The sequence below is a fragment of the Shewanella sp. 2_MG-2023 genome (assembly GCF_030548905.1).
Lineage (GTDB): Bacteria > Pseudomonadota > Gammaproteobacteria > Enterobacterales > Shewanellaceae > Shewanella > Shewanella electrodiphila.
This window is the reverse complement of the sequence record NZ_JAUOSO010000017.1, coordinates 1-24,300: the sequence shown is the minus strand read 5'-3', so window position 1 is coordinate 24,300 and position 24,300 is coordinate 1. Positions and strand designations below refer to the sequence as shown.

Genomic DNA, 24,300 nt, shown 5'->3' with positions numbered 1-24,300 from the left:
GCCTTGTTACAAGTGACTTGTGATTAGTCGATATCCGTCTTAACTTATTATGATGAAGTGAACATGGTGCTAGCATTAATTACAATGCACCTTAGGTATTGAAAGGCAAAAAATGAATTCAAAGAAATATGTTATCGCGCTCGATCAAGGTACCACCAGTTCAAGAGCTATTGTTTTCGATCATAAAGCCAATATGGTGGCAGTATCTCAGCGTGAGTTTACTCAAATATATCCTCAAGCAGGCTGGGTTGAGCATGATCCAATGGAAATCTGGTCTTCACAAAGTTCATCATTAATTGAAGTACTCGCAAGGGCGGGGATCAGTGGTGATGATGTTGCAGCTATTGGGATTACTAATCAGCGCGAAACGACAGTTGTGTGGAACAAGCACACGGGTAAACCTATTCACAATGCCATTGTGTGGCAATGTCGTCGTAGCCAAGCCATTTGTCAGCAATTTAAAGCTGACGGCTTAGAAGATGATATTAAGTCATCAACAGGCCTAGTGTTAGATCCTTATTTTTCGGCCAGTAAAATTAAGTGGCTATTAGACAATGTTGAAGGCGCGCGGGAACAGGCTGAAGCGGGAGATTTATTGTTTGGCACAATTGATACTTGGTTGGTGTGGAAACTCACCAAAGGAAAAGTCCATGTCACTGAGCCAACAAATGCATCTCGTACCATGCTATTCAATATTCATCAGCAGCAATGGGATGAAAAACTGTTAAATGCCTTTGGTATTCCCCGTGCAATGTTACCTGAAGTGAAACCATCGTGTGCGGTTTACGGTACAACGAGTATTGCGGGTGGCGAGATTGCCGTGGCTGGTATGGCAGGCGATCAGCAATCTGCTTTATTTGGACAGCTGTGTTTTGAGCCTGGTATGGCAAAAAATACTTATGGTACTGGCTGTTTCTTACTGATGAATACTGGCGATAAAGCCGTTGCGTCGACCCATGGCTTATTAACTACGATTGGTATTGGTGCTGATTTATCGGTGAATTACGCTTTGGAAGGTGCTGTCTTTATGGGCGGCGCGGTTATTCAGTGGTTGCGGGATGAAATGGGCTTAATTCAAGATGCACAAGATACAGAGTATTTTGCTAATAAAGTCTCGGATACTAATGGGGTGTATTTAGTGCCCGCTTTTGTTGGGCTAGGTGCACCATATTGGGATGCCGATGCCCGAGGGGCCATTGTTGGATTAACCCGAGGCGTTAACCGAAGTCATATTATACGTGCGGCATTAGAGGCAATAGCGTATCAAAGTAAGGATTTACTTGAAGCGATGAGCCAAGATTCGGGTGTCGCACTGAAACAAATCAGAGTCGATGGCGGCGCTGTTGCCAATGATTTTTTGATGCAGTTTCAGGCTGATATCAGTGATGTTGATGTTATCCGTCCCCAAGTGACTGAAACTACCGCAATGGGAGCCGCATTTTTAGCGGGTTTGGCGGTTGGGTTTTGGCAATCAACTGATGAGCTTAAAAATATCGCTGTGACGGATAAACAATTTAGCGCTCAAATGCCATCCTCTACCCGAGAGCAACTTTATTTGGGGTGGAAAAAGGCAGTGAAACAAACCATGTCAGCATAAGATTAATGATATCAATTAAGGGAGTATGGCTACACTTCGATATCAATGTGCTTGATATAAGGAGAATCAGCATCTTGAGCAGATTGCGCATGAGTAGGGTGCTCTTGAATAGATTGCTCTCGAGCTAATTGTGCTTTTGTGGACTGTTTTTTCACTGATGGATTATCTGCGGGCAGTTGTGATTGTGGATCTTCATGACTGTCAGCAGCAATAGAGTCACTATTACCAACTTTGTTTACCTTTCTTTTCACACCGTCAACTTGTCTAGGTGGCCTAGCGACAATGGCATATATGCTATCTAAACTCATGTTGACCTCCTTATTGCGATAGTTGTTTTACTGACACGGACTGGCTGTTAACTTTATATCGGCCATTGCTGATTATTATTTAATCTATTTTAGTATAGTACGCTTAGTAACAGCCCGACAAAAGCCACAGTCTAGTTGTTAATAACAATTTGGCAATCAACCTTAAATGACTGGCACAATTTATACGTTAAAAGTGACCTATCACACATTGGATGGATATTTATTAATAAATAAATCTGCTGAGATCGATCCCTATTGTTATTTTTATATGAAAATAGTCACAATTTAGATCATATTCCCCACATTTATTACTGATATGAATGCTGTTATGTCTATGGTTTCGTTCATTTACCCGCCTAAAAGCCACTTTTCTCCACCTGAAACAACCTAATTATAATTTGCTGCTAACCCGCTTCAGAACTGGATTTAATTAATGTTCTCATCCCTTGACAATACTTGTGTTGTATCCCTAAACTTAAGGGTTGTGGGGAATTGTGGATATTTGTGGGAATTTTAATAACAATTAATAGGAATCGATGGCAGTGTTTCGGGGTGCTAGTGCGATAAATATGGATGCAAAAGGTCGGATCGCTATTCCAATGCGATACCGAGAATCCTTGCGCGCCGAGCACGAAGGCATTGTTGTTATCACGGTAGATATCCAATCACATTGTTTATTGATCTATCCGATCCACGAGTGGGAGTTGATAGAGGCGAAGTTACTGCAACTATCTGACACCGACAAAGTTGAACGTTCCATGAAACGAAGATTACTAGGCCACGCTCATGAATGTGAGTTAGATGGCAATGGACGTGCGCTCGTTCCTCCAGCTTTAAGACAGTATGCAGGGTTACAAAAGAAAACCATGCTGGTGGGCTTATTGAATAAGTTTGAATTGTGGGATGAAGCAGCTTGGCAGGTACAAATGGATGAAAGCCATGAGTTGATCCAAGCTGAAGATCTCGCTAGCCATGAAAGATTAGCGAATTTTTCATTATAAATAACCAATTAAGAAGAGTCTGATGAGCCAAGAATTTGCCCATTTATCTGTACTACTCAAAGAAACCGTTGATGGTTTGAATATCCATGAAGATGGCATCTATATCGATGGCACTTTTGGACGTGGTGGTCATTCTAGGCATGTGCTGAGTCAACTCGGTGAAAACGGTCGTTTAATAGCAATTGATCGCGATCCGCAAGCGATTGAAGCTGCGAAACAGTTTGCTGACGATCCACGTTTTCAAATTGTTCATGGTGGATTTGGCCAGTTAGCGGATTACGTTACTGAGCTTGGCCTTAAAGGCAAAATTGATGGTGTGTTACTTGATTTAGGTGTGTCATCACCTCAATTAGATGATGCTGAGCGTGGCTTTAGTTTCCTGCGTGATGGCCCATTAGATATGCGTATGGATAATAGCCAAGGTCAAACGGCAGCGCAGTGGATTGCCAAAGCAGAAATTGAAGATATGGCATGGGTCTTTAGAACCTATGGTGAAGAGAAAAACTCTCGCCATATTGCCCGTTGTATTGCTGCAGATCGTGATGAAACACCGTTTTTAAGAACTAAAGATTTAGCCGATTTAATTGCGCGAATTACTAAAAATAAAGAGCGTAATAAACATCCTGCTACGCGAGTGTTCCAAGCTATTCGTATTTATATCAATAGCGAGCTGGAGCAGATTGAACAAGCACTAGAAGGTGCTGTTTCTGTATTAGCGCCAGAAGGACGTTTATCAGTGATCAGCTTCCATTCGTTAGAAGACAGAATGGTGAAACGTTTCATTCGTAAGAATAGCCAAGGTGAGAGCGTGCCACATGGCCTGCCTATCACTGAAGCTGAAATCAATAAATCAAGAAAACTGAAAGCAATCGGTAAGGCCATGAAGCCTTCGGATATTGAAATTGAGCAAAATCCACGTTCACGTAGTTCGGTGTTACGTGTTGCGCAGCGTCTTGATTACTAATATTAAAATTGAACATTAAGCACTATTTTACGGTGTTTAACTCGGCCATATAAAGAACAAAATGGGGTTAACTTGGGGCAATCATCGATAAAATTATCACGTATTGTGCTTGCCGATATCTGGCGACATAAGTGGATTTTATTAATGTCGATAGTTGTGCTGAGTAATGCAGTTGGGGTGGTGTATACCAGCCATGCTACACGCAAATTAACCTCACAAATGGACCATCTATTACAAGAGCGCGATAGGTTAGATATTGAATGGCGTAACTTGTTGTTAGAAGAGCAATCTAAGTCAGAACATAGCCGTGTGACGAGGATTGCCACTAAAGATTTAAAAATGGTGCGACCGTTACCAAAAGAAGAAGTGGTTATTCGGTTGCAGTAAATTGAGTGAGAGACTTCATTAAATAAGGATTGTTGGGTAAGTGACTCGAATATAACTATGAGCAGACAAGCCAAACGTAAGTTAAACCCAGAGCTAATTCCATGGCGATTATTCGTTGTGGTTGGCTTTGTGTTGCTTCTATTTACGGCGTTGATTGCTCGAGCGGCTTATATTCAAATTATTGAACCTGATAAATTACGTCACGAAAGTGATATGCGTACCTTAAGAACCAGTAGTAACCAGGTTCAACGTGGCTTAATTACTGATCGTAATGGCGAAATGTTAGCGGTAAGCGTGCCAGTTCGTGCCGTTTGGGCTGATCCTAAAATCTCCCATGATAAAGATGCGTTCAAAGACATGCGCCGCTGGCAAGCACTGGCTGACGTGTTGCATGAACCCGTCGATAAAATTGTGAGTAAGGTACAGCGCGATCCCAAGCGTCGTTTTATCTACTTGAAGCGCCAGGTCACTCCAGCAGTTGCTGAATACATTAAGCAATTAAAAATTTCCGGTATTTATTTAAAGTCTGAATCGCGCCGTTATTACCCTGCAGGTGAAACTGCTGCTCAGCTTGTCGGCCTGACTAACATTGATGACGTGGGAATAGAAGGCATTGAAAATGCGTATGACAGCTGGTTAACAGGCACACCGTCAAAGCAGAAGGTGCGTAAATCTCGCGATGGTAAAGTGGTTCAACGACTAGATATTGTTGAAGAAGGCGAAAGTTCAAATGATTTAGTGCTCAGCATTGATCAGCGTATTCAACAGTTAGCCTATCGTGAACTTAAACGTACAACAGAAATTAACCAAGCCACCTCTGGTTCAGTGGTGGTACTTGATGTGCTTACTGGTGAAGTGCTTGCGATGGTCAATACACCATCTTACAACCCTAATTCACGTGAAAATTTACAGTCATATCGTATGCGTAATCGTGCATTAACCGATACGTTTGAGCCGGGTTCGACTGTGAAGCCATTTGTGGTTGCAGCTGCATTAGAAGCGGGCACGGTTGAACGTGATGAATTAATTAATACCTCTCCTGGTTGGATGCGTGTAGGTGGACGACAGGTCCGCGATACGATCAATTACGGCAATATGACTCTGGATAAGATCCTCGTGAAATCCAGTAACGTTGGCATCAGTAAAGTCTCGTTATCAATGCCAGTACAAGAATTATTGGGCACTTACCAATCAATGGGCTTAGGTAATTACTCAGGTATTAACCTTGCTGGTGAAAGTGCTGGTCTTATACATGATCGCCGCCGTTGGTCTGATTTTGAACGCGCAACCTTATCTTATGGTTATGGCCTTACGGCAACGCCACTACAGTTAGCAAGAATGTATGCAACCTTAGGCAGTGGTGGGGTTCTGTACCCAGTATCGATTTTAAAACTAAAGCAAGCGCCTCGTGGTGAACAAGTGATTTCAGAGCAGACGGCGAAAGATGTCATGGAAATGATGTTAGGCGTCACCGAAAGAGGTGGCACAGCCACTCAAGCTCATATCGATGGTTACCCTATAGCAGGTAAAACAGGTACAAGCCGTAAGTCTATCGCCGGTGGTTATGGCGATGATTATGTTTCATTGTTTGCGGGTGTAGCACCGGTACATAACCCGCGTTTAGCGATTTCAATTGTGGTGAACGAGCCAAAAGGCGATCGTTATCATGGTGGCGATGTTGCTGGTCCTGCGTTTGCAAAAATTATGTCTGGAGCATTACAAATGCTCAATGTTGAGCCATTAAATGAGAAAGAAAAAGTTGAACTGGCTGCAATCGCTAGGAGGGCAGAATAATGCTACTTAGTGATTTATTAGCTCCTTGGTTTCATTATGCTGGCCGTGAGTCGGTCTCAACGATGACTCTAGATAGCCGAGACGTCAGTGAAGGTTGTTTATTTGTGGCATTGCCAGGTCATCAAGTTGATGGTCGCCAGTTCATTAATAAAGCAATTGCGCAAGGTGCTTTAGGTGCATTAATTCATACTGACAATCCTGATGAGCATGGTCAGGTTAATTACCATGAGTCGGGCGCGGTATTGGTGTCCTTTTTTCAACTGAGCCGTCAATTGTCTGCAGTGGCAGCACAGCTATATCCGTTACAAAACGCTGAAATGGCCATTATTGGCGTCACTGGCACTAACGGTAAGACTTCAGTGAGTCAGCTTATTGCGCAATTGGTTACCTTAAAACAGCAAAAAGCGGCTGTTATGGGCACATTAGGCAATGGTGTTTGGGGAAGCTTGATTGATAGTGGCAATACTACAGCAGATGCCATTACCTTGGTGCGTCAACTACACGAGTTTCAGCAGCAAACCGTCAACACCTGCGCGATAGAAGTGTCTAGTCATGGTTTAGTGCAAGGTCGTGTAGAAGCTGTACCTTTTAACACGGCAGTATTTACTAATTTAAGCCGCGATCACCTTGATTATCATGGTGACATGGACGCTTATGGCGCTGCTAAAAAACGCTTGTTTAATTTCCCATGTATCAAAAATGGGTTACTGAACCTTGATGATGCCGTTGGTGAACAATGGTTTACAGCGCTGCAATCGACCAACATATTCGGCTTTAGCCTTAAAAAGCATCCTTTAGCGCGTTTTTATACTGACAATATGCATTTCAATGATGCGGGTGTGACCTGCGATTTTTATTATCCTGCAGATATCCACGACAGTAGCTCAGCAATGTTGAAAGATCAGTTGTCTTCGCCTCTTTTAGGTGACTTTAATCTATCAAATCTTGTTGCTTCGCTGGGCGCACTGTATTTGCAAGGTACTGACAACATTTTAGCTACCCAAGATGGTTTGATGGCCGAGTTACTCTCATTAGTACCGCATTTAACGCCTGTAGCTGGACGCATGGAGCGATTTAATCAAGCTAATGGCCCAACCTTAGTGGTTGACTATGCTCATACTCCTGATGCCATCGAGCATGCTTTGAAAGCGCTGCGCATCCATTGCCAAGGCACCTTATGGTGCGTGTTTGGTTGTGGTGGCGATCGCGATACGGGCAAACGCCCCTTGATGGCTCAAGCTGCTGAACAATTTGCTGATAAAGTGATGGTGACGAGTGATAATGCCCGCAGTGAAGAGCCGATGAGTATTATCAATGATGTGGTTGCAGGATTAACGCATCCAGAGCAAGCATTGACTGAAGTCGATAGAATTAATGCGATTAAATCCGTGGCGCAATTAGCTAAAGCTGGCGACATTGTCTTATTAGCGGGTAAAGGTCATGAAACATATCAAGAAGTTGCTGGTAGCAGAATTGATTACGATGAACGCGCTTTAGCGATGCAATTAACAGGTGGCAATGAAGCCTCAGATGAACCTCTTGTTAGCACTGGAGGCCTTTGATGATTGATATTAGATTATCAACCTTAGCTGATGAGCTTGATGCTCAACTTGTGGGTACTGACCTTATTATTGACGACGTCACCAGTGACAGCCGAAAAATGCACACTAATAGCCTTTTTGTTGCGTTAAAAGGTTTACGCTTTGATGGCCATAGTTTTGCTGCAACAGCGATTGAAAACGGTGCTAAAGCATTACTGGTTGAACATAAGCTGGATGTCGACATTCCTCAACTAATTGTCAAAAACAGCCAAAAGGCGATGGGGGCTATCGGTGCATATGTGCGCCAACAAGTGAACCCATATTCGATAGCACTAACAGGTTCTAACGGTAAAACTACCGTGAAAGAAATCGTCGCAACAATTTTGTCTCAGCATCACAAAGTGCTGTTTACTGCTGGTAATTTTAATAATGAAATCGGGGTGCCGTTAACCTTATTAAGATTAGCGCAAGAGCATGAATTTGGTGTGTTTGAGTTGGGTGCTAACCATCAGGGCGAAATTAATTATACTTCATCTTTAGTGACGCCTCAGGTGGCATTAGTGAATAATGTTGGCCGCGCTCACCTTGAAGGTTTTGGTTCAATTGAAGGTGTAGCCCAAGCTAAATCAGAAATATTTAATCACCTAAGTCCAGACGGTACAGCCATTATTAATGCTGACGATGATTTTGCAGATTTTATGGCAACTAAAGCGGCAGCATTTAAGCAACTTAGCTTCTCAGTTTCTGAAAACGTCAATGCTGATATTAAAGCGGTTGATATTGTTGCTGACGATAGCGGCTGTTATCAGTTTTCATTAGTTGTTTTAGGTCAATCTTACCCAGTACAACTTCCATTAGCTGGCTTGCATCAAGTAAGTAATGCACTAGCCGCTAGCGCCATTTGTATCGCACTCAATATCCCTGTCGCAGACATTGTGACGGGGTTAAGTGCGTTAACACCTGTTAAAGGTCGTATGGTGCCGCATAAAATGGGTCGTATTTTATTGGTTGATGATAGTTATAACGCAAACCCGACGTCTGTTGATGCCGCGATTAGCTGGTTAAAACAAACTCGAGGTTTTAAGTGTTTAGTGCTGGGAGATTTGGGCGAATTAGGTGACAATAGCGCCCTTTTGCATTTTGAGGTTGGCGAACAAGCCAAACTTGCTGGGATTGACGATCTGTTCTGTTGTGGTCAACTGACTGAATCGACAAGTAAAGCATTTGGTTCTGAGCACTTTAGTGACTCGGATTCCCTTGCTCAAGCATTAAAGGAAAAGATAAATCAGTTGCCGGATCAAGTAACTATTTTAGTAAAAGGTTCTCGAAGCGCAGCGATGGAAACTGTGGTCGAAGAGTTATTAAATGCCAATAGGCGCGGGGAGTTTGTTTAGATGCTGGCTTATTTAGCTGAGTATTTAACCCAGTTTTACAGTGGGTTTAATGTATTTTCTTATCTGACCTTAAGAGCCATTTTAGGGCTTATGACAGGTCTTATTTTTAGTTTATGGTTTGGTCCAAAACTGATTGAGCGATTGCAGTTATTGCAAATAGGACAAGTCGTCAGAAATGATGGACCAGAATCGCATTTTAGTAAACGCGGTACCCCTACAATGGGCGGTTTGCTGATACTCGCAGGGATTTTTGTCAGTGTTTTATTGTGGGGTGATTTATCCAATCGATATGTCATTGTGATGCTGTTTGTATTAGGTACCTTTGGCGGTATTGGTTTTCTTGATGACTACCTTAAAGTGGTTAAGAAAGATTCAAAAGGTCTGATTGCGCGTTGGAAATATGCATCGCAATCCATTGCCGCTTTGGCTGTGGCATTTTACTTGTACAGTTCAGCGACATTACCTGGTGAGACACAGTTAGTTGTGCCGTTTTTCAAAGATGTCATGCCGCAATTAGGTTTGCTTTATATCGTACTGGCTTATTTCACCATAGTGGGTGCGAGTAATGCGGTAAATCTAACCGACGGTCTTGATGGTTTAGCAATCATGCCTACAGTCATGGTTGCAGCGGCATTTGCACTGATTGCCTATTTATCAGGGCATGCACAGTTTGCCAGTTACTTACATATTCCGCATTTACCTGATGCAGGTGAACTAGTGATTGTATGTACTGCAATAGTCGGTGCGGGTTTAGGCTTTTTGTGGTTTAACACTTACCCTGCGCAAGTATTTATGGGCGATGTGGGATCGTTAGCTCTTGGAGCTGGACTCGGTGCCATTGCAGTATTAGTGCGCCAAGAAGTGTTATTAGTGATTATGGGCGGCGTTTTCGTTATGGAAACCGTATCGGTGATTTTACAAGTGGGTTCATACAAATTACGCGGCCAGCGTATTTTTAGAATGGCACCAATTCACCATCATTACGAATTGAAAGGTTGGCCAGAACCAAGAGTGATTGTTCGCTTTTGGATTATTTCGTTGTTCCTAGTGATGCTAGGACTGGCAACGCTTAAGTTAAGGTAGTTAGTAATGCAATCAAGCTATTCGCATATTGTTTTGGGCTTAGGTGCAACAGGTTTATCTGTTGTGCGTTATCTGATGTCCCAAGGTATTACACCATTGGTGATGGATAGCAGACGAACGCCACCTGGCCGAGAGACGTTAGCGCAGGAATTTCCTGATGTTGAGCTACTGAGAGGTGGGTTTGTATGTCGTTATTTGGTACAAGCAAAACACATTATTGTCAGCCCTGGCATTGCGGTTGATACGCCAGAGGTTCGCGCTGCAATTGATATGGGCATTGAAGTGATTGGCGATGTTGAGCTGTTTGCTCAAGCCGTTGCTGATAGAGGCCCATGTGTTGTTGCTATTACGGGCTCAAACGGTAAAACAACGGTAACGACATTAGTGTACGACATGCTTAAAGCCGCCGGTAAAAAGGTTGCGGTAGGTGGCAATATTGGTATTCCAGTGTTGGATTTATTAGCAACAGATGCTGAGTATTTCGTATTAGAACTGTCGAGTTTTCAATTAGAAACAACTCACAGCTTAAATTGCATCGCGGCGACGTGTTTGAACATCAGTGAAGATCATATGGATAGATATCACGATATTCATTCGTACCGCGCAGCTAAGTTACGTTTATATCAGCAGAGCCGTTTTGTGATGTTCAATCGTGACGATGCACTGACTTTTCCTGACGAGCCAACAAATCAAAATACCTTTGGTTTAGGGGTACCAGAAGGAGATGAGTGGGGTATTGCCGATGGTAAAATATTGCACGGCGAAAGTGAAATAATGAACCTGCATGAAGTCAGCTTAATCGGTAGTCATAATCAGGCTAACTTATTAGCTGCAATGGCATTAACAGATGCGTGTGGCATTGATAAGAATACCATGGTTGAGATTGCATCCAACTTTGCTGGTTTAGAGCATCGTTGTGAAATGGTTGGCCTAAAGCAAGGTGTCACTTATATCAATGATTCGAAGGCGACCAATGTAGGGGCTACCGTTGCGGCATTAAATGGATTGAGTGATCACTTAGGTGACTTGATTTTGATTGCAGGTGGCGAAGGCAAAGGCGCAGATTTTAAAGAACTTGAAGCTTCACTGAGTAATGTGACCCAAGTGATCACCTTCGGTAAAGACGGATCTAAAATTGCGGCACTAAAAACTGACAGTATTATCGTTAAAAACCTAGAAGAAGCGGTTGCTAAAGCGGTTGAAATCACTTTTTCAGGGGATATCGTTTTATTGTCTCCAGCTTGTGCTAGCACCGATATGTATAAGAACTTCATGGAAAGAGGTCATCACTTTAAGCAATTAGTGGAGCAGATTGAAGATGGCGAGGGGTGAGCAACAGCTTAGCTTATTCCAACAAGTCCTGAAAAGGTCTTGGCCGGACATTCTGTCTGAAACGTCGCCAGGTGATCAGCTGTATGATAGAAGTTTATTTGTCGCCGTTTTAGGGCTAATTACATTTGGCTTTGTCATGGTGATGTCAGCCTCTATGCCGGAAGCGCAGAAGCTAACAGATAACCCGTTTCATTTCATATATCGCCACGTTGCATATTTGATGGGCTGTGGTGTTATCGCTTATGCGGTACTGAACATAGAATTGAAGTTATGGGAGCGCTATAGCGCTTATTTAGTACTTCTAGTGTTGTTGATGTTGGTGGCAGTTCTGGTTGTAGGCACCACGGTGAATGGCGCAACACGATGGCTGGCGATAGGGCCCGTAAGGATCCAAGTCGCTGAGATAGCCAAATTTGTTTTTATTATTTATATGTCGGGATATTTGGTGCGCCGACATGGTGAGTTGAGAGAGAACAGTAAAGGGTTTTATAAGCCAATTTTTGTGTTTTTACTGTTTGCATTTTTGATTCTTGCCCAACCGGATTTAGGTACTGTGGTGGTACTTTTCGTATGTACCGTAAGCCTATTGTTTTTGGCGGGTGCGCGAATTATGGACTTTTTGGTACTGATATTTTTTGGTATCGCAATGTTTGTATTTTTAGTGGTGTTTGAGCCATATCGGATGCGGCGTGTAACGTCATTTTTAGACCCATGGGAAGACCCATTTGGTAGTGGTTATCAATTAACTCAGTCATTAATGGCATACGGACGCGGTGATATATTTGGCCAAGGTTTAGGTAACAGTATTCAAAAGCTGTCATACCTGCCTGAGGCTCACACTGATTTTATTTTTGCTGTGATCGGCGAAGAGTTAGGTTTTGTAGGCATCGTTTGTGTGCTAACCGTATTATTTTTTGTGTCTTTTAGAGCAATTAGATTGGGCAACTTGTGTTTGAGTATTCAACGCCCATTTGAAAGTTACTTAGCTTACGGCATCGGCATTTGGATTTGCTTCCAAACCGTTGTCAACGTAGGCGCGAGTATTGGTATGTTACCGACAAAAGGTCTGACATTACCCTTTATTAGCTATGGTGGCAGTAGTTTGTGGGTCATGACGGCTGCAGTCATGTTATTGATACGCATAGATTATGAAAGGCGGCTAAGTTTGACGCAGGCGGTGCAAGGGAGAATAAAGAAATGAGCCCTAATATAACAGATGCACCCAAGTTATTGGTGATGGCTGGCGGCACGGGTGGACATGTATTCCCGGCGTTAGCAGTGGCAAAAGCATTGGCTAAAAAAGGTTGGCAAGTTCGTTGGTTAGGGACCGCTGACCGTATGGAAGCACGCTTAGTGCCTCAACATGGATTTGATATTGAGTTTATAGACATCAAAGGCGTTCGTGGCAATGGCATTATTAGAAAGCTTGCTGCGCCTTTTAAGATTTTGCGTTCAATTATGCAAGCAAAAGCTTTCATTAATGAATTTAAACCTGATGTGATTATTGGTATGGGTGGATTTGCCAGTGGGCCTGGCGGGGTAGCGGCAAAGTTGTCGGGCATACCGTTAGTGCTGCATGAGCAAAATGCAATACCTGGAATGACCAATAAGTTGTTATCGCGCATAGCTACTAAAGTGTTGTGTGCATTTCCAAATACATTTTTACCTGCAACGAATGCAGAGGTAGTCGGTAACCCAATTCGACAAGAGTTAATCGAATTAGGACAAACGACGAAAGTGTGTGATGACTCAGCACTTAAAGTATTAGTGGTGGGTGGCAGCTTAGGCGCCAAAATTTTTAATGATGTTATGCCAGATGTTGTGGGGCAATTAAGCCAACAACACTCAATTACTGTATGGCATCAGGTAGGCAAAGGAAATCAGCCTGCCGTAAAAAGCCATTACCAAGACAAGGGTCAAGCGGCCAGTGTCAATGTGGCAGAATTTATAGATGACATGGAAGCCGCTTATCGCTGGGCTGATGTTGTTGTTTGTCGTTCGGGAGCATTAACGGTTTCTGAATTAGCCGCGGTGGGAAGAGCCAGTATTTTAGTGCCTTATCCCCATGCAGTTGACGATCATCAAACAAAGAATGCTTCAGTATTAGTAGAAGCCGGTGCGGCATTTTTATTACCGCAGACCATATTAAACGCAGATAATTTAGCTGAGAAATTAACCCTCTTTGCTGAACAAAGACACGTTGTTTCAGAGATGGCACAACAAGCCAGAAGTGTTGCAGTGTTAGATGCAACCCAACGTGTAGCGAGTATTTGTGCTGAATTAGCACGAAAGGATTGAAATGACTAAAACAGAGAAGTACGCCCAATTACGTAGCATGATCCCTGAGATGAGACGGATTAAGAAAATCCATTTTGTCGGTATAGGTGGTGCTGGAATGGGCGGGATAGCCGAAGTATTAGTAAATGAAGGTTATCAAATTAGTGGTTCAGATATTGCTGTTAATAGCGTGACAGAAAGGCTCGCGAGCTTAGGCGCGAAGATTATTATTGGCCATCAGGCTGAAAGCGTGGCTGATGTAGATGTTGTGGTGGTATCGACAGCAATTGAGCAAGAAAACCCTGAAATCATAGCTGCAAAAGAGCGTCGAATTCCGATTGTACGCCGTGCAGAAATGCTAGCAGAGCTTATGCGTTACCGACATGGGGTCGCGATTGCGGGCACTCATGGTAAAACCACAACGACAAGCTTAATTGCTAGCGTTTATGGCCAAGCAGAGCGAGACCCAACATTTGTTATTGGTGGTTTACTTAATAGTGCAGGCACGAATGCTCGTCTTGGGACAAGTCGCTATTTGATTGCAGAAGCAGATGAAAGTGATGCGAGCTTTTTACATTTACAACCTATGGTCAGTGTGATCACCAATATCGAAGCTGACCACATGGACACTTATGGTGGTGATTTTGAAAAGTTGAAGACCACCTTCGTCGATTTTTTACATAACCTGCCTTTTTATGGCGTTGCGGTAATGTGTATCGATGATGAAGTGATACAAGAAATTATGCCAAGAGTGGGCAGACAAGTGGTCACTTACGGCTTTAGTGACATTGCTGATGTGCAAGCACTTAACTTTAAGCAAGTCGGACACCAGAGCCAGTTTAGTGTTCGTCGTAAAAACCGTGATGATTTAGATATTGTATTAAATCTACCTGGTGAGCATAACGTGCTAAATGCGTTAGCTGCGATAGCAGTAGCTAGTGAGGATGATATTGATGATGAGGCTATTGTCGCCGCATTAGCAGAATTTGAAGGTATTGGTAGACGTTTTCAGCACCTTGGTGAATTTGATACTGCTAATGGCAAGGTGATGTTGGTTGATGATTATGGTCATCATCCAAGTGAAGTACTTGCAACGATTAAAGCTGCAAGAGCGGGTTGGCCAGATAAACGATTAGTGATGGCGTATCAACCACATCGCTATAGTAGAACCCGTGATTTGTATGAAGACTTTGTTGAAGTCTTATCGCAAGTAGACGGTTTATTGTTGTTAGATGTTTATGCCGCTGGTGAAAGCGTGATACCTGGTGCAGATGGTCGCTCATTGTGCCGCTCCATAAGATTGCGCGGCCAAGTGGACCCTATTTTTGTTGCATCACCAGAGTTGTTAGCTGATGTATTACCTGATGTATTGCAAGAAGGCGATTTATTGCTGACTCAAGGGGCTGGTAATATTGGCGCTCTGTCAAAGTCGCTGGCATCAAGTAATCTTGGTTTTAGAAAGTAGGTTTTAAAAATAGTTTTTGAAAAGTAGCTTGAGTCAGTCGCAGGGAAATGGTGAGTTTTGATTGATTTTTATACTATAACTGCTTGTAAATATAAACTTTAATACAGTCAGCATGCTAGATATAATGGTGAATTGCCCAATGAAAGTGACAGTGTACAGTTTGGAGTTACAGTAGCTGTGGCGTGGAGTGATAAAGCTCGCCAGTTAAAAGGCCATTTGAGTGAAGTCAATTGGTACTTATACACCGGGTTACTGTTTTTACTGACGGTATTACTCACCATTGTTTGGGCTGGCCTTAAGCTTAATGTATTACTGAATGATGCTGATGCATTACCGATAGATGCCGTCGCGATAAAAGGCGAGCGAATTTATACCTCGGATGCTGAAATTCAGGCTGCGCTACAAGCGTTAATGGAACGCAGTTTTTTTAGCGCCGACGTTGGTGAAGTACAGCAAGCTTTAGAAGCATTACCTTGGGTCTACCATGCGTCTGTAAGGCGAGAGTGGCCTGCAAAATTAAAAGTGACCTTGCAAGAGCAACATGTTGTTGCACATTGGAATGGAGATGACTGGCTAAATGTGAATGGCGAAGTGTTTGCAGCTGAATCACATTCGAGTATTAATACATTGCCGGTACTTTCAGGCCCAGAAGAAATGTCTTCTGAAGTGTTAACTAGTTATCAGCAATTGTCTGATTTATTGAGTATTAATGGTTTTAAGCTGGCAAGTTTAAGTTTAAGTCCACGACATGCATGGCATGCAAGATTAGATAACGGCATTCTTCTCGAATTAGGACGAGAAGATAAGATGTCGAGAATACAAAGATTTATTAATGTTTACCCTGAAATAACACGAAATCAAAAGCCAATAGCAACGATCGATTTACGCTATGACACCGGAGTCGCCGTTGGCTGGGACGATACTAAAACAGAGAGTCGACACTAAATGACCAAAAATCAGGAAAGAAATCTTATCGTAGGCCTAGATATAGGCACATCCAAGGTCGCAGTGATCATTGGTGAAGTGCTACCTGACGGTGAGATAAGCGTGGTCGGTTTAGGCAATCATCCTTCGCGCGGAATGGATAAAGGTGGCGTGAATGATTTGGATTCTATCGTAAAAAGTGTGCAGCGCGCACTTGATCAAGCAGAGTTAATGGCTGATTGCCAAGTATCTTCTGTGTATTTAAGTATTTCAGGTAAGCACATCGCATGTCAGAACGAAAATGGCATGGTGTCAATTAACGATGAAGAAGTGACGCAAGAAGACGTTGATAACGTTATTCATACAGCGCGCTCAGTGAAGATCCCAACTGAAAGACGGATCCTTCATGTGTTACCGCAAGAATATTCAATTGACGTTCAAGATGGTATTAAGAGTCCTATCGGTATGTCGGGTATGCGAATGGAAGCGAAAGCACATATCGTGACCTGCGCCAACGACATGGCAAAAAATATCACCAAAAGCGTCGAACGTTGCGGCTTAACAGTTGATGACTTAGTTTTTTCAGGCATTGCGTCAGCAGATTCTGTGTTAACGAATGATGAAAAAGATTTAGGTGTTTGTATTGTTGATATTGGTGGCGGCACAACAGATATTGCTGTTTATACCAACGGCGCACTGAGGCATTGTGCTGTGATATCAGTAGCAGGTAATCAGGTAACCAGTGATATCGCTAAAATTTTTAGAACACCATTGACACATGCTGAGCAAATCAAAGTGCAATTTGCTAGTGCAAGAAGTTCAATGGTCAGCCGCGAAGACAGCATCGAAGTACCATCAGTCGGTGGCCGCCCTTCACGCAGCATGTCACGTCATACATTGGCGGAAGTAGTAGAACCAAGATATCAGGAGTTATTTGAACTGGTATTAAAAGAATTAACTGACTGTGGCTTAGAAGATCAAATAGCCGCAGGTATAGTATTAACCGGTGGAACAGCGTCAATTACTGGCGCTGTTGATATTGCTGAAGCGACTTTCGGCATGCCAGTTAGGGTAGCGTCGCCGCTACCAGTAAAAGGGTTAAATGAATACGTGGATCAACCTGTTTATTCTACTGGAATAGGGTTGCTTCATTATGGCGCCAGACGCGTAATCGAACGTCAGTTCGAACGCCCTGAACGTCAAGGGGTTACCAGTCTTTTGAATCGGGTCAAAAGCTGGTTTAAGGGTGAATTTTAATAACGCAGACTAACGGAGATCAGACAATGTTTGAGATCATGGACACACATAATGACGAAGCGGTGATCAAGGTCATCGGCGTCGGTGGTGGTGGCGGTAACGCTGTCGAACATATGGTTAAACACAGCATCGAAGGTGTTGAGTTTATCGTAACGAATACGGATGCTCAGGCATTACGCAAATCAGGTGCAGGCTCAACTATTCAATTAGGACGTGATGTCACTAAAGGTCTAGGTGCTGGAGCAAACCCTGATGTGGGTCGCCAAGCTGCTGAAGAAGATAAAGAAAACATTCGCGCTGCAATCAAAGGGTCAGACATGATCTTTATTGCTGCTGGAATGGGTGGCGGTACAGGTACTGGCGCCGCACCAGTTGTAGCTGAAATTGCTCGCGAAGAAGGTATTTTGACTGTTGCTGTCGTCACTAAGCCGTTTCCTTTCGAAGGCAAAAAGCGTATGACTTTTGCTGATCAAGGTATTGCTGAGCTTGCAAAGCATGTTGACTCATTGATTACTATCCCAAATGAAAAGCTATTAAAAGTATTGGGTCGTGGTACATCATTGTTGGATGCATTTGCTGCTGCTAATAATGTGTTATTAGGCGCAGTGCAGGGTATTGCTGAGTTAATTACTCGTCCAGGTTTAATTAACGTGGATTTCGCCGATGTTAAAACAGTTATGTCAGAAATGGGTAATGCCATGATGGGCACAGGTGTTGCAACGGGTGATGATCGCGCAGAAGAAGCGGCAGAAGCTGCAGTGGCAAGTCCATTACTTGAAGATATTGATCTAGCTGGTGCGCGCGGCGTATTAGTTAACATTACAGCAGGTATGGATATCAGTATTGAAGAGCTAGAAACAGTGGGTAACCACGTTAAAGCATACGCATCTGATAATGCTACCGTGGTTGTTGGCGCAGTTATTGACCCAGAAATGAGTGAAGAGCTACGTGTAACGGTTGTTGCTACTGGTATTGGCGCAGAGAAGAAGCCTGATATCCAATTAGTGACTAAGCCTGTTTCACGCCCTGAACCTGCTGCAGTTATTGAACCAAAAGTTGAGCCAGCTGAAGAACCAGCTATCACGACTAACTATGTAGCACCGACAGGAAATGCTGTTCCAGCTCCTCAGCCAGCAGCTCAACCTGCTGCACGTGTTGATGGTGATTACTTAGATATCCCAGCATTTTTACGTAAGCAAGCTGATTAGTCGCTGAAAGTAAAAATGAAAATCTGTAAAAGCTAAGATGTTGATAGAATGTTACTTATGTAAGTAGAGGCGTATAAAAAGACTCTAAAGGGTACTTTTTTGTGAAAAGACAATTTTATGTTAGTATACCGCCTCAGCTTACTGGGTTAACTCAGTATATATAGCTCAAGAATGTTTATTTTAAAGTGATTAAAACGGGTAACTGAATGATTTTTCAAAGAACTGTTCAAAAAATGGTGAAGAGTACTGGTGTCGGATTGCATTCCGGCAACAAGGTAACTCTGTGCATTATGCCCGCACCTGTCAATTCTGGTATCGTACTTAGACGTACAGATTTAACGCCTGCAGTGGAAATTCCTGCAAAAGCGAATCTAGTTCGTGAAACAACTATGTGTACGGCATTAGTAAATGATGAAGGTGTTCGCATTTCAACTATCGAACATTTATTTGCAGCACTTGCAGGCCTTGGCATAGATAACGCTGTTATCGAAGTTGATGCTCCTGAAATCCCGATTATGGATGGCAGTGCAAGTCCGTTTGTTTTCTTACTGCAAAGCGCAGGTATTAAAGAACAATCGGTAGCGAAAAAATATATCAAAATCAATCAAACCATTCGTGTTGAAGACGGTGATAAGTGGGCTGAGTTAAAGCCTTATAAAGGTTTTAGAGTTGATTTCAAAATTGACTTTAATCATCCAGAGATTTCTCGCAGCCAACAACATATGGTGATGGATTTTTCAACATCTGCTTTTGTTAAAGATATTAGCCGAGCTAGAACTTTCGGCTTCATGCAAGATATCGAATACTTACGTGCTAATAATTTAGCACTAGGTGGCAGCATGGAAAATGCTGTTGTGCTTGATGAATATCGTGTCCTTAACCCTGACGGTCTGCGATATGAGGACGAATTTGTAAAGCATAAGATTCTTGATGCGTTTGGTGATTTATATGTAGCAGGTCACGCGATTGTTGGTGAATTCTGTGCATATAAAACAGGTCATGCTTTAAATAACCAATTGGTTAGGGCATTACTTGCACAACAAGAAGCTTGGGAGTTAGTCAGCTTTGAAAACGAAGTTGATGTACCACTGAGCTTTATGGTGCCAGGCGCTACATCTTTAGCGTAAAAATTAAGATTGCCTATTACGGCTGGCTAATGCAGCCAGCCGTTTTAGTTTTTCACCAAGTGAACCTTCTACGTGATCAGCCAATGACTGCAGGTGTTCTGCAGCTACAGGGCTGATTTTTGCATAGTTACTTGGTGCTTTACTTGGCGTAATTGCTATCCCTGGGTTGACTTTAACCTCTATAGCGGTAAGCATTGGAAGCGTTTCTTCCTGAAGTTGTTGCAGTAGTTTGGTCTTTTGGAAATTTATTCTAGCAGCCCATGCAGCCGAAGTAGTTTCAATAACAAGAACACCCTGACGAAGATTAGCGACTTTTAGCTGTTCACTAACAGGACCATTTAAGCACTGTTTTACGTAAGTATTCAGTTGATTTAATAATTCTGCTTTCTCAGCGAGTTCCGGTAATGTTCCCGATTGATGTAGCAATCTACTGAGATCTTGAGGGGGCTTTTTCATATGATAATAAGATGGCTGAGTTAGGCTATGAGTGTAACAGTTTTTATTCAAGGTCGAAATGGAGTAACACGTTGGCATCCTAGCAAACGATGGTTACTTCTACCTATCCTTTTAGTGGCGGCAGGAACTGGTCTTTACCAGCAGAGCGCCGATCGTTTTGCTGCGCAACAAACTAAAGTTGATGAAAATCAAAAGTTGCGTGAACAGCAAAAACAACAAGTCATGAATCTCAAAAAAGCGACAGAAACACAATTAAGCACCTTAGTTGCCCACGTCGCGAGAATGCAAGCTAACGTTACTCGTTTAGAGGCGTTAGGCCAGCAAGTTGCCGAAAATAATTTACTTGAAGATCAATTTGATTTTTCTACCGAAGTGGGTGTCGGTGGTCTAAGTGAAATCGGTGCAGGTGTAGAGCTCAACCAACTGTTAGATGACATGTCGCAGTTGGCCTCCAGAATTGATAATAATAATGTTCAGCTGTCACTACTTGAAACCGTGGCAACTAATCTCCATATAGATAAAGAACGTTATATATCAGGGCGACCAATCGTTAAAGGTTGGTTATCTTCGCCCTACGGTTTACGAAATGACCCTTTTAATGGTCGTAGAACATTGCACAAAGGCATTGATTTTGCGGGTAAGGAAGGCGGCGATGTAATTGCAACTGCTGCAGGAGTGGTTACATGGTCCGGAAATATGCTTGGTTATGGCGGGCTTGTGGAAATTGATCATGGAAATGGTTACCGCACTCGTTATGGACACAATAAATCTATGTCAGTAAACCTAGGTGACGTCGTTGCCAAAGGCGATAAAATTGCCAGTATGGGTAGCACAGGCCGGTCCACCGGTCCCCACGTGCACTACGAAGTATTGCGAAATGGACAACAAATCGATCCACGAAAGTTCGTCTATCGCAAGGCTAGTTAATAACATTTTCGGTTAAGTCGCTCAATTGAGCTCAACCTACAAGAGATAAGTGATTAAGATGTTAGGCAAATTACTGACAAAAGTATTCGGCAGTCGTAACGACCGCACCTTGAAAGGCCTTGGTAAAGTTGTAACTAAGATAAATGCGTTAGAAGCTGAATATGAAAAGCTGACTGATGAAGAACTAAAAGTAAAAACAGAAGAGTTTCGTCAGCGTATTGAAAATGGTGAAACATTAGAAGCGATTATGGCTGAAGCATTTGCTACAGTTCGCGAAGCATCAAAGCGTGTTTTTGAAATGCGCCATTTCGATGTCCAATTATTGGGTGGTATGGTACTAGATAGTAATCGTATCGCTGAAATGAGAACGGGTGAAGGTAAAACACTTACCGCAACACTCCCAGCATACTTAAACGGTTTAACTGGCAAAGGTGTTCACGTTATTACCGTGAATGATTACCTTGCAGGTCGTGATGCTGAGAATAACCGTCCTCTTTTTGAATTCCTAGGCTTAACAGTCGGCATTAACGTTGCGGGTTTAGGTCAAGTTGAGAAGAAAGAAGCGTATAACTCTGATATTACCTACGGTACTAACAACGAGTTTGGTTTTGATTACCTTCGTGACAACATGGCGTTTTCTCCTCAAGAACGTGTTCAACGTCCTCTTCATTACGCATTGATCGATGAAGTCGATTCAATCTTGATTGATGAAGCACGTACACCATTGATTATTTCTGGTGCAGCTGAAAACAGTTCAGAACTATATATTAAAGTAAACACACTGATCCCTAACCTTATCGTTCAAGAGAAAGAAGATACTGAAGATGAGATTGGCGAAGGTGACTTTAGTATTGATGAGAAAGCGAAACAAGTTCACTTCACTGAACGTGGTCAAGAAAAAGTAGAACAACTGCTTATTGAACTTGGCGTGCTAAATGAAGGCGACTCACTTTATTCCGCAGCAAATATCTCTTTATTGCACCATGTGAATGCAGCACTGCGTGCGCATACATTATTTGAACGCGATGTAGATTATATTGTTCAAGATGGCGAAGTCATCATTGTTGATGAACATACTGGCCGTACAATGCCAGGTCGTCGTTGGTCTGAAGGTTTACATCAAGCTGTAGAAGCTAAAGAAGGTGTAAATATTCAAAATGAAAACCAAACATTAGCGTCTATCACATTCCAGAACTACTTCCGTCAATACGAGAAGTTAGCAGGTATGACAGGTACAGCAGATACTGAAGCATTTGAATTCCAGCATATCTATGGACTTGATACTGTCGTAGTACCGACGAATAAGCCAATGGTTCGTAATGACATGGCTGATTTGGTGTATTTGACTGCAACTGAAAAATACAACGCGATTATTACCGATATTAAAGGTTGTCGTGAACGTGGCCAGCCAGTACTTGTTGGTACGGTATCGATTGAACAGTCTGAATTATTAGCGACTTTATTAAAGCAAGCTAAGATCCCACATTCAGTATTGAACGCGAAATTTCACGAAAAAGAAGCACAAATTGTTGCTGATGCAGGTAGCTCAGGCACAGTGACCATCGCAACTAACATGGCCGGTCGTGGTACCGATATCGTGTTAGGTGGTAACTGGAAAGTTGAAGTAGAAGCGCTTAAAAACCCAACAGAAGATCAAGTCGCTAAAATTAAAGCTGAATGGCAAGTACGTCATGACGCAGTAATTGCAGCTGGCGGTTTACATATTCTGGGTACAGAGCGCCATGAGTCGCGCCGTATTGATAACCAATTACGTGGTCGCTCTGGTCGACAAGGTGATGCAGGTTCTTCACGTTTCTATTTATCAATGGAAGATAGCTTAATGCGCATCTTCGCATCTGATAAAGTCACTGGCATGATGAAAAAACTGGGTATGGAAGAGGGCGAAGCCATCGAACATCCTTGGGTATCTCGTGCTATTGAAAATGCACAACGTAAAGTTGAAGCACGTAACTTCGATATCCGTAAGCAATTACTTGAATATGATGATGTAGCTAATGACCAACGCCAGGTTGTTTACTCACAACGTAATGAGTTGATGGATGCGGAAAGTATTGAAGACACAATCTCAAACATCGAACAAGATGTAGTTAGTACTGTCATTGACCAATATATCCCACAACAATCAGTTGAAGAGTTATGGGATGTACCAGGTTTAGAGCAACGTCTTGAGCAAGAGTATGGTTTGAAACTGACTATTCAACAGTGGTTGGATACAGAAGATGACTTACACGAAGAAACGTTACGTGAAAGAATCGTAACGAGTTGGAGTGATGCATACAAAGCTAAAGAAGAAATGGTCGGTGCACAAGTACTACGTCAGTTTGAAAAAGCGGTTATGCTTCAAACCTTAGATGGTTTGTGGAAAGAGCATCTCGCAGCAATGGATCATTTACGTCAGGGTATTCATTTACGTGGATATGCGCAAAAGAATCCTAAGCAAGAGTATAAGCGTGAATCATTCGAGTTATTCCAGCAAATGTTGGAATCACTGAAGCTTGATGTCATTAGCGTACTGTCTAAAGTACAAGTACAAGCTCAATCAGATGTTGATGAAATGGAACAGCGTCGTCGTGATGAAGAAGCTAAGATCCAACGTGACTATCAACATGCAGCATCAGAAGCTTTAACGGATAACACAGAAGCTGAAGCGGCAATTCCAAGAACGGTTATTCGTGATGGGGAAAAAGTCGGTCGAAACGACCCTTGCCCATGTGGTTCAGGTAAAAAGTACAAGCAATGCCACGGTAAGTTAACCTAAATAAGGTTTTCTTAAGAGTATTTTAAAAAGCAGCTATTAACAGCTGCTTTTTTTATACCTATAAATCAGACCATTAAATAATCATTATCTTTGGTTTTGTGGATAACGTTGTGGATTATAAGTGGTTAGCTTGTGGCTAAATCAAAAGATTTAAAATAATTGAAATTAATTCAAAAAAGCCCTTGCGGTGTTTCAGAATCTGCCTATAATGCGCATCCACTGACACGGCAAACCACGCACTAGCATGGGTTACACGCCAAATCAGTTCACTGTAAAGTGACGCTGAAAATAGTTTTTAAATTAGTTTAAAAATGACTTGACGCGAAACGGGAATTGCGTAAAATACGCATCCCTAAGCCAATGACCTAGCGTCTAACGGCGGTGTCTGAAAAATTGATACCACGCTCTTTAACAATTTATCAAGTAATCTGTGTGGACACTCACAGGTGTTGAGTTAATCGAAATTGTCACTTAGGTGG

The 24,300-nt window shown here is 42.6% G+C and carries 20 protein-coding genes; 18 read left to right on the top strand and 2 right to left on the bottom strand.

What is annotated here, in order from left to right:
• The first annotated feature begins 112 nt into the window (after nt 1-112).
• Nucleotides 113-1,597 (top strand): glycerol kinase GlpK, encoded by a 1,485-nt coding sequence (glpK, locus tag Q4600_RS16375; RefSeq protein ID WP_229370488.1) that lies wholly within the window; start codon nt 113-115, stop codon nt 1,595-1,597.
• A gap of 29 nt (nt 1,598-1,626) precedes the next feature.
• On the opposite strand, the gene Q4600_RS16370 is transcribed toward glpK, so the two are convergent.
• Nucleotides 1,627-1,905 (bottom strand): hypothetical protein, encoded by a 279-nt coding sequence (locus tag Q4600_RS16370; RefSeq protein WP_303517238.1) that lies wholly within the window; start codon nt 1,903-1,905, stop codon nt 1,627-1,629.
• Between the two features lie 542 nt (nt 1,906-2,447).
• Between Q4600_RS16370 and mraZ the strand changes: the two genes are divergently transcribed.
• The 15 genes from mraZ to lpxC all read left to right on the top strand — a co-directional run bounded on the left by mraZ (nt 2,448) and on the right by lpxC (nt 19,659).
• Entirely contained in the window at nt 2,448-2,906 is a 459-nt protein-coding gene (mraZ, locus tag Q4600_RS16365; protein WP_102526873.1) for a division/cell wall cluster transcriptional repressor MraZ, read from the top strand.
• 22 nt (nt 2,907-2,928) lie between these two features.
• Complete coding sequence (gene rsmH, locus Q4600_RS16360; RefSeq protein ID WP_102526845.1) at nt 2,929-3,870, top strand: 16S rRNA (cytosine(1402)-N(4))-methyltransferase RsmH; 942 nt, start codon at nt 2,929-2,931, stop codon at nt 3,868-3,870.
• Nucleotides 3,871-3,942: 72 nt separating this feature from the next.
• Complete coding sequence (ftsL, locus tag Q4600_RS16355) at nt 3,943-4,257, top strand: cell division protein FtsL (RefSeq protein ID WP_102526846.1); 315 nt, start codon at nt 3,943-3,945, stop codon at nt 4,255-4,257.
• A gap of 57 nt (nt 4,258-4,314) precedes the next feature.
• Entirely contained in the window at nt 4,315-6,051 is a 1,737-nt protein-coding gene (locus Q4600_RS16350) for a penicillin-binding protein 2 (RefSeq protein ID WP_102526847.1), read from the top strand.
• Nucleotides 6,048-7,613 (top strand): UDP-N-acetylmuramoyl-L-alanyl-D-glutamate--2,6-diaminopimelate ligase, encoded by a 1,566-nt coding sequence (murE, locus tag Q4600_RS16345; protein WP_248956830.1) that lies wholly within the window; start codon nt 6,048-6,050, stop codon nt 7,611-7,613. Before Q4600_RS16350 ends, murE begins: the two co-directional genes overlap by 4 nt.
• Nucleotides 7,613-8,986, top strand: coding sequence for a UDP-N-acetylmuramoyl-tripeptide--D-alanyl-D-alanine ligase (gene murF / locus Q4600_RS16340; RefSeq protein ID WP_303517239.1), 1,374 nt, complete (start codon nt 7,613-7,615; stop codon nt 8,984-8,986). Before murE ends, murF begins: the two co-directional genes overlap by 1 nt.
• A complete protein-coding gene (gene mraY / locus Q4600_RS16335; RefSeq protein ID WP_102526850.1) occupies nt 8,987-10,069 on the top strand; it encodes a phospho-N-acetylmuramoyl-pentapeptide-transferase in 1,083 nt (360 codons plus the stop codon). It begins immediately after the preceding gene.
• A gap of 6 nt (nt 10,070-10,075) precedes the next feature.
• A complete protein-coding gene (gene murD, locus Q4600_RS16330) occupies nt 10,076-11,401 on the top strand; it encodes a UDP-N-acetylmuramoyl-L-alanine--D-glutamate ligase (RefSeq protein WP_303517240.1) in 1,326 nt (441 codons plus the stop codon).
• The gene (gene ftsW, locus Q4600_RS16325) at nt 11,388-12,602 is read left to right on the top strand and encodes a cell division protein FtsW (protein ID WP_102526852.1); all 1,215 of its coding nucleotides are present in this window, start codon (nt 11,388-11,390) and stop codon (nt 12,600-12,602) included. Before murD ends, ftsW begins: the two co-directional genes overlap by 14 nt.
• 8 nt (nt 12,603-12,610) lie before the next feature.
• Nucleotides 12,611-13,699 carry an undecaprenyldiphospho-muramoylpentapeptide beta-N-acetylglucosaminyltransferase gene (murG, locus tag Q4600_RS16320; protein ID WP_229370503.1) on the top strand — a complete coding sequence of 363 codons (1,089 nt, stop codon included), beginning with the start codon at nt 12,611-12,613 and terminating at the stop codon, nt 13,697-13,699.
• Nucleotide 13,700: 1 nt separating this feature from the next.
• Nucleotides 13,701-15,143 (top strand): UDP-N-acetylmuramate--L-alanine ligase, encoded by a 1,443-nt coding sequence (murC, locus tag Q4600_RS16315; RefSeq protein WP_303517241.1) that lies wholly within the window; start codon nt 13,701-13,703, stop codon nt 15,141-15,143.
• Between the two features lie 216 nt (nt 15,144-15,359).
• The gene (locus Q4600_RS16310) at nt 15,360-16,088 is read left to right on the top strand and encodes a cell division protein FtsQ/DivIB (protein ID WP_229370504.1); all 729 of its coding nucleotides are present in this window, start codon (nt 15,360-15,362) and stop codon (nt 16,086-16,088) included.
• Nucleotides 16,089-17,324 (top strand): cell division protein FtsA, encoded by a 1,236-nt coding sequence (gene ftsA, locus Q4600_RS16305; RefSeq protein WP_102526855.1) that lies wholly within the window; start codon nt 16,089-16,091, stop codon nt 17,322-17,324.
• Between the two features lie 26 nt (nt 17,325-17,350).
• On the top strand, nt 17,351-18,532 hold the full coding sequence (gene ftsZ, locus Q4600_RS16300; RefSeq protein ID WP_229370493.1) for a cell division protein FtsZ: 1,182 nt from the start codon (nt 17,351-17,353) through the stop codon (nt 18,530-18,532).
• A 206-nt stretch (nt 18,533-18,738) separates the two neighbouring features.
• Nucleotides 18,739-19,659: a UDP-3-O-acyl-N-acetylglucosamine deacetylase gene (gene lpxC, locus Q4600_RS16295; protein WP_102526857.1), complete on the top strand. Its 921-nt coding sequence runs from the start codon at nt 18,739-18,741 to the stop codon at nt 19,657-19,659.
• Between the two features lie 3 nt (nt 19,660-19,662).
• On the opposite strand, the gene Q4600_RS16290 is transcribed toward lpxC, so the two are convergent.
• Entirely contained in the window at nt 19,663-20,115 is a 453-nt protein-coding gene (locus tag Q4600_RS16290) for a DUF721 domain-containing protein (protein ID WP_229370494.1), read from the bottom strand.
• A 27-nt stretch (nt 20,116-20,142) separates the two neighbouring features.
• On the opposite strand from Q4600_RS16290, the gene Q4600_RS16285 reads away from it, so the two are divergent.
• Both Q4600_RS16285 and secA read left to right on the top strand, forming a co-directional pair.
• Nucleotides 20,143-21,042: a M23 family metallopeptidase gene (locus tag Q4600_RS16285; RefSeq protein ID WP_102526858.1), complete on the top strand. Its 900-nt coding sequence runs from the start codon at nt 20,143-20,145 to the stop codon at nt 21,040-21,042.
• A gap of 58 nt (nt 21,043-21,100) precedes the next feature.
• Complete coding sequence (secA, locus tag Q4600_RS16280) at nt 21,101-23,821, top strand: preprotein translocase subunit SecA (RefSeq protein WP_303517244.1); 2,721 nt, start codon at nt 21,101-21,103, stop codon at nt 23,819-23,821.
• Nucleotides 23,822-24,300 lie beyond the last annotated feature (479 nt).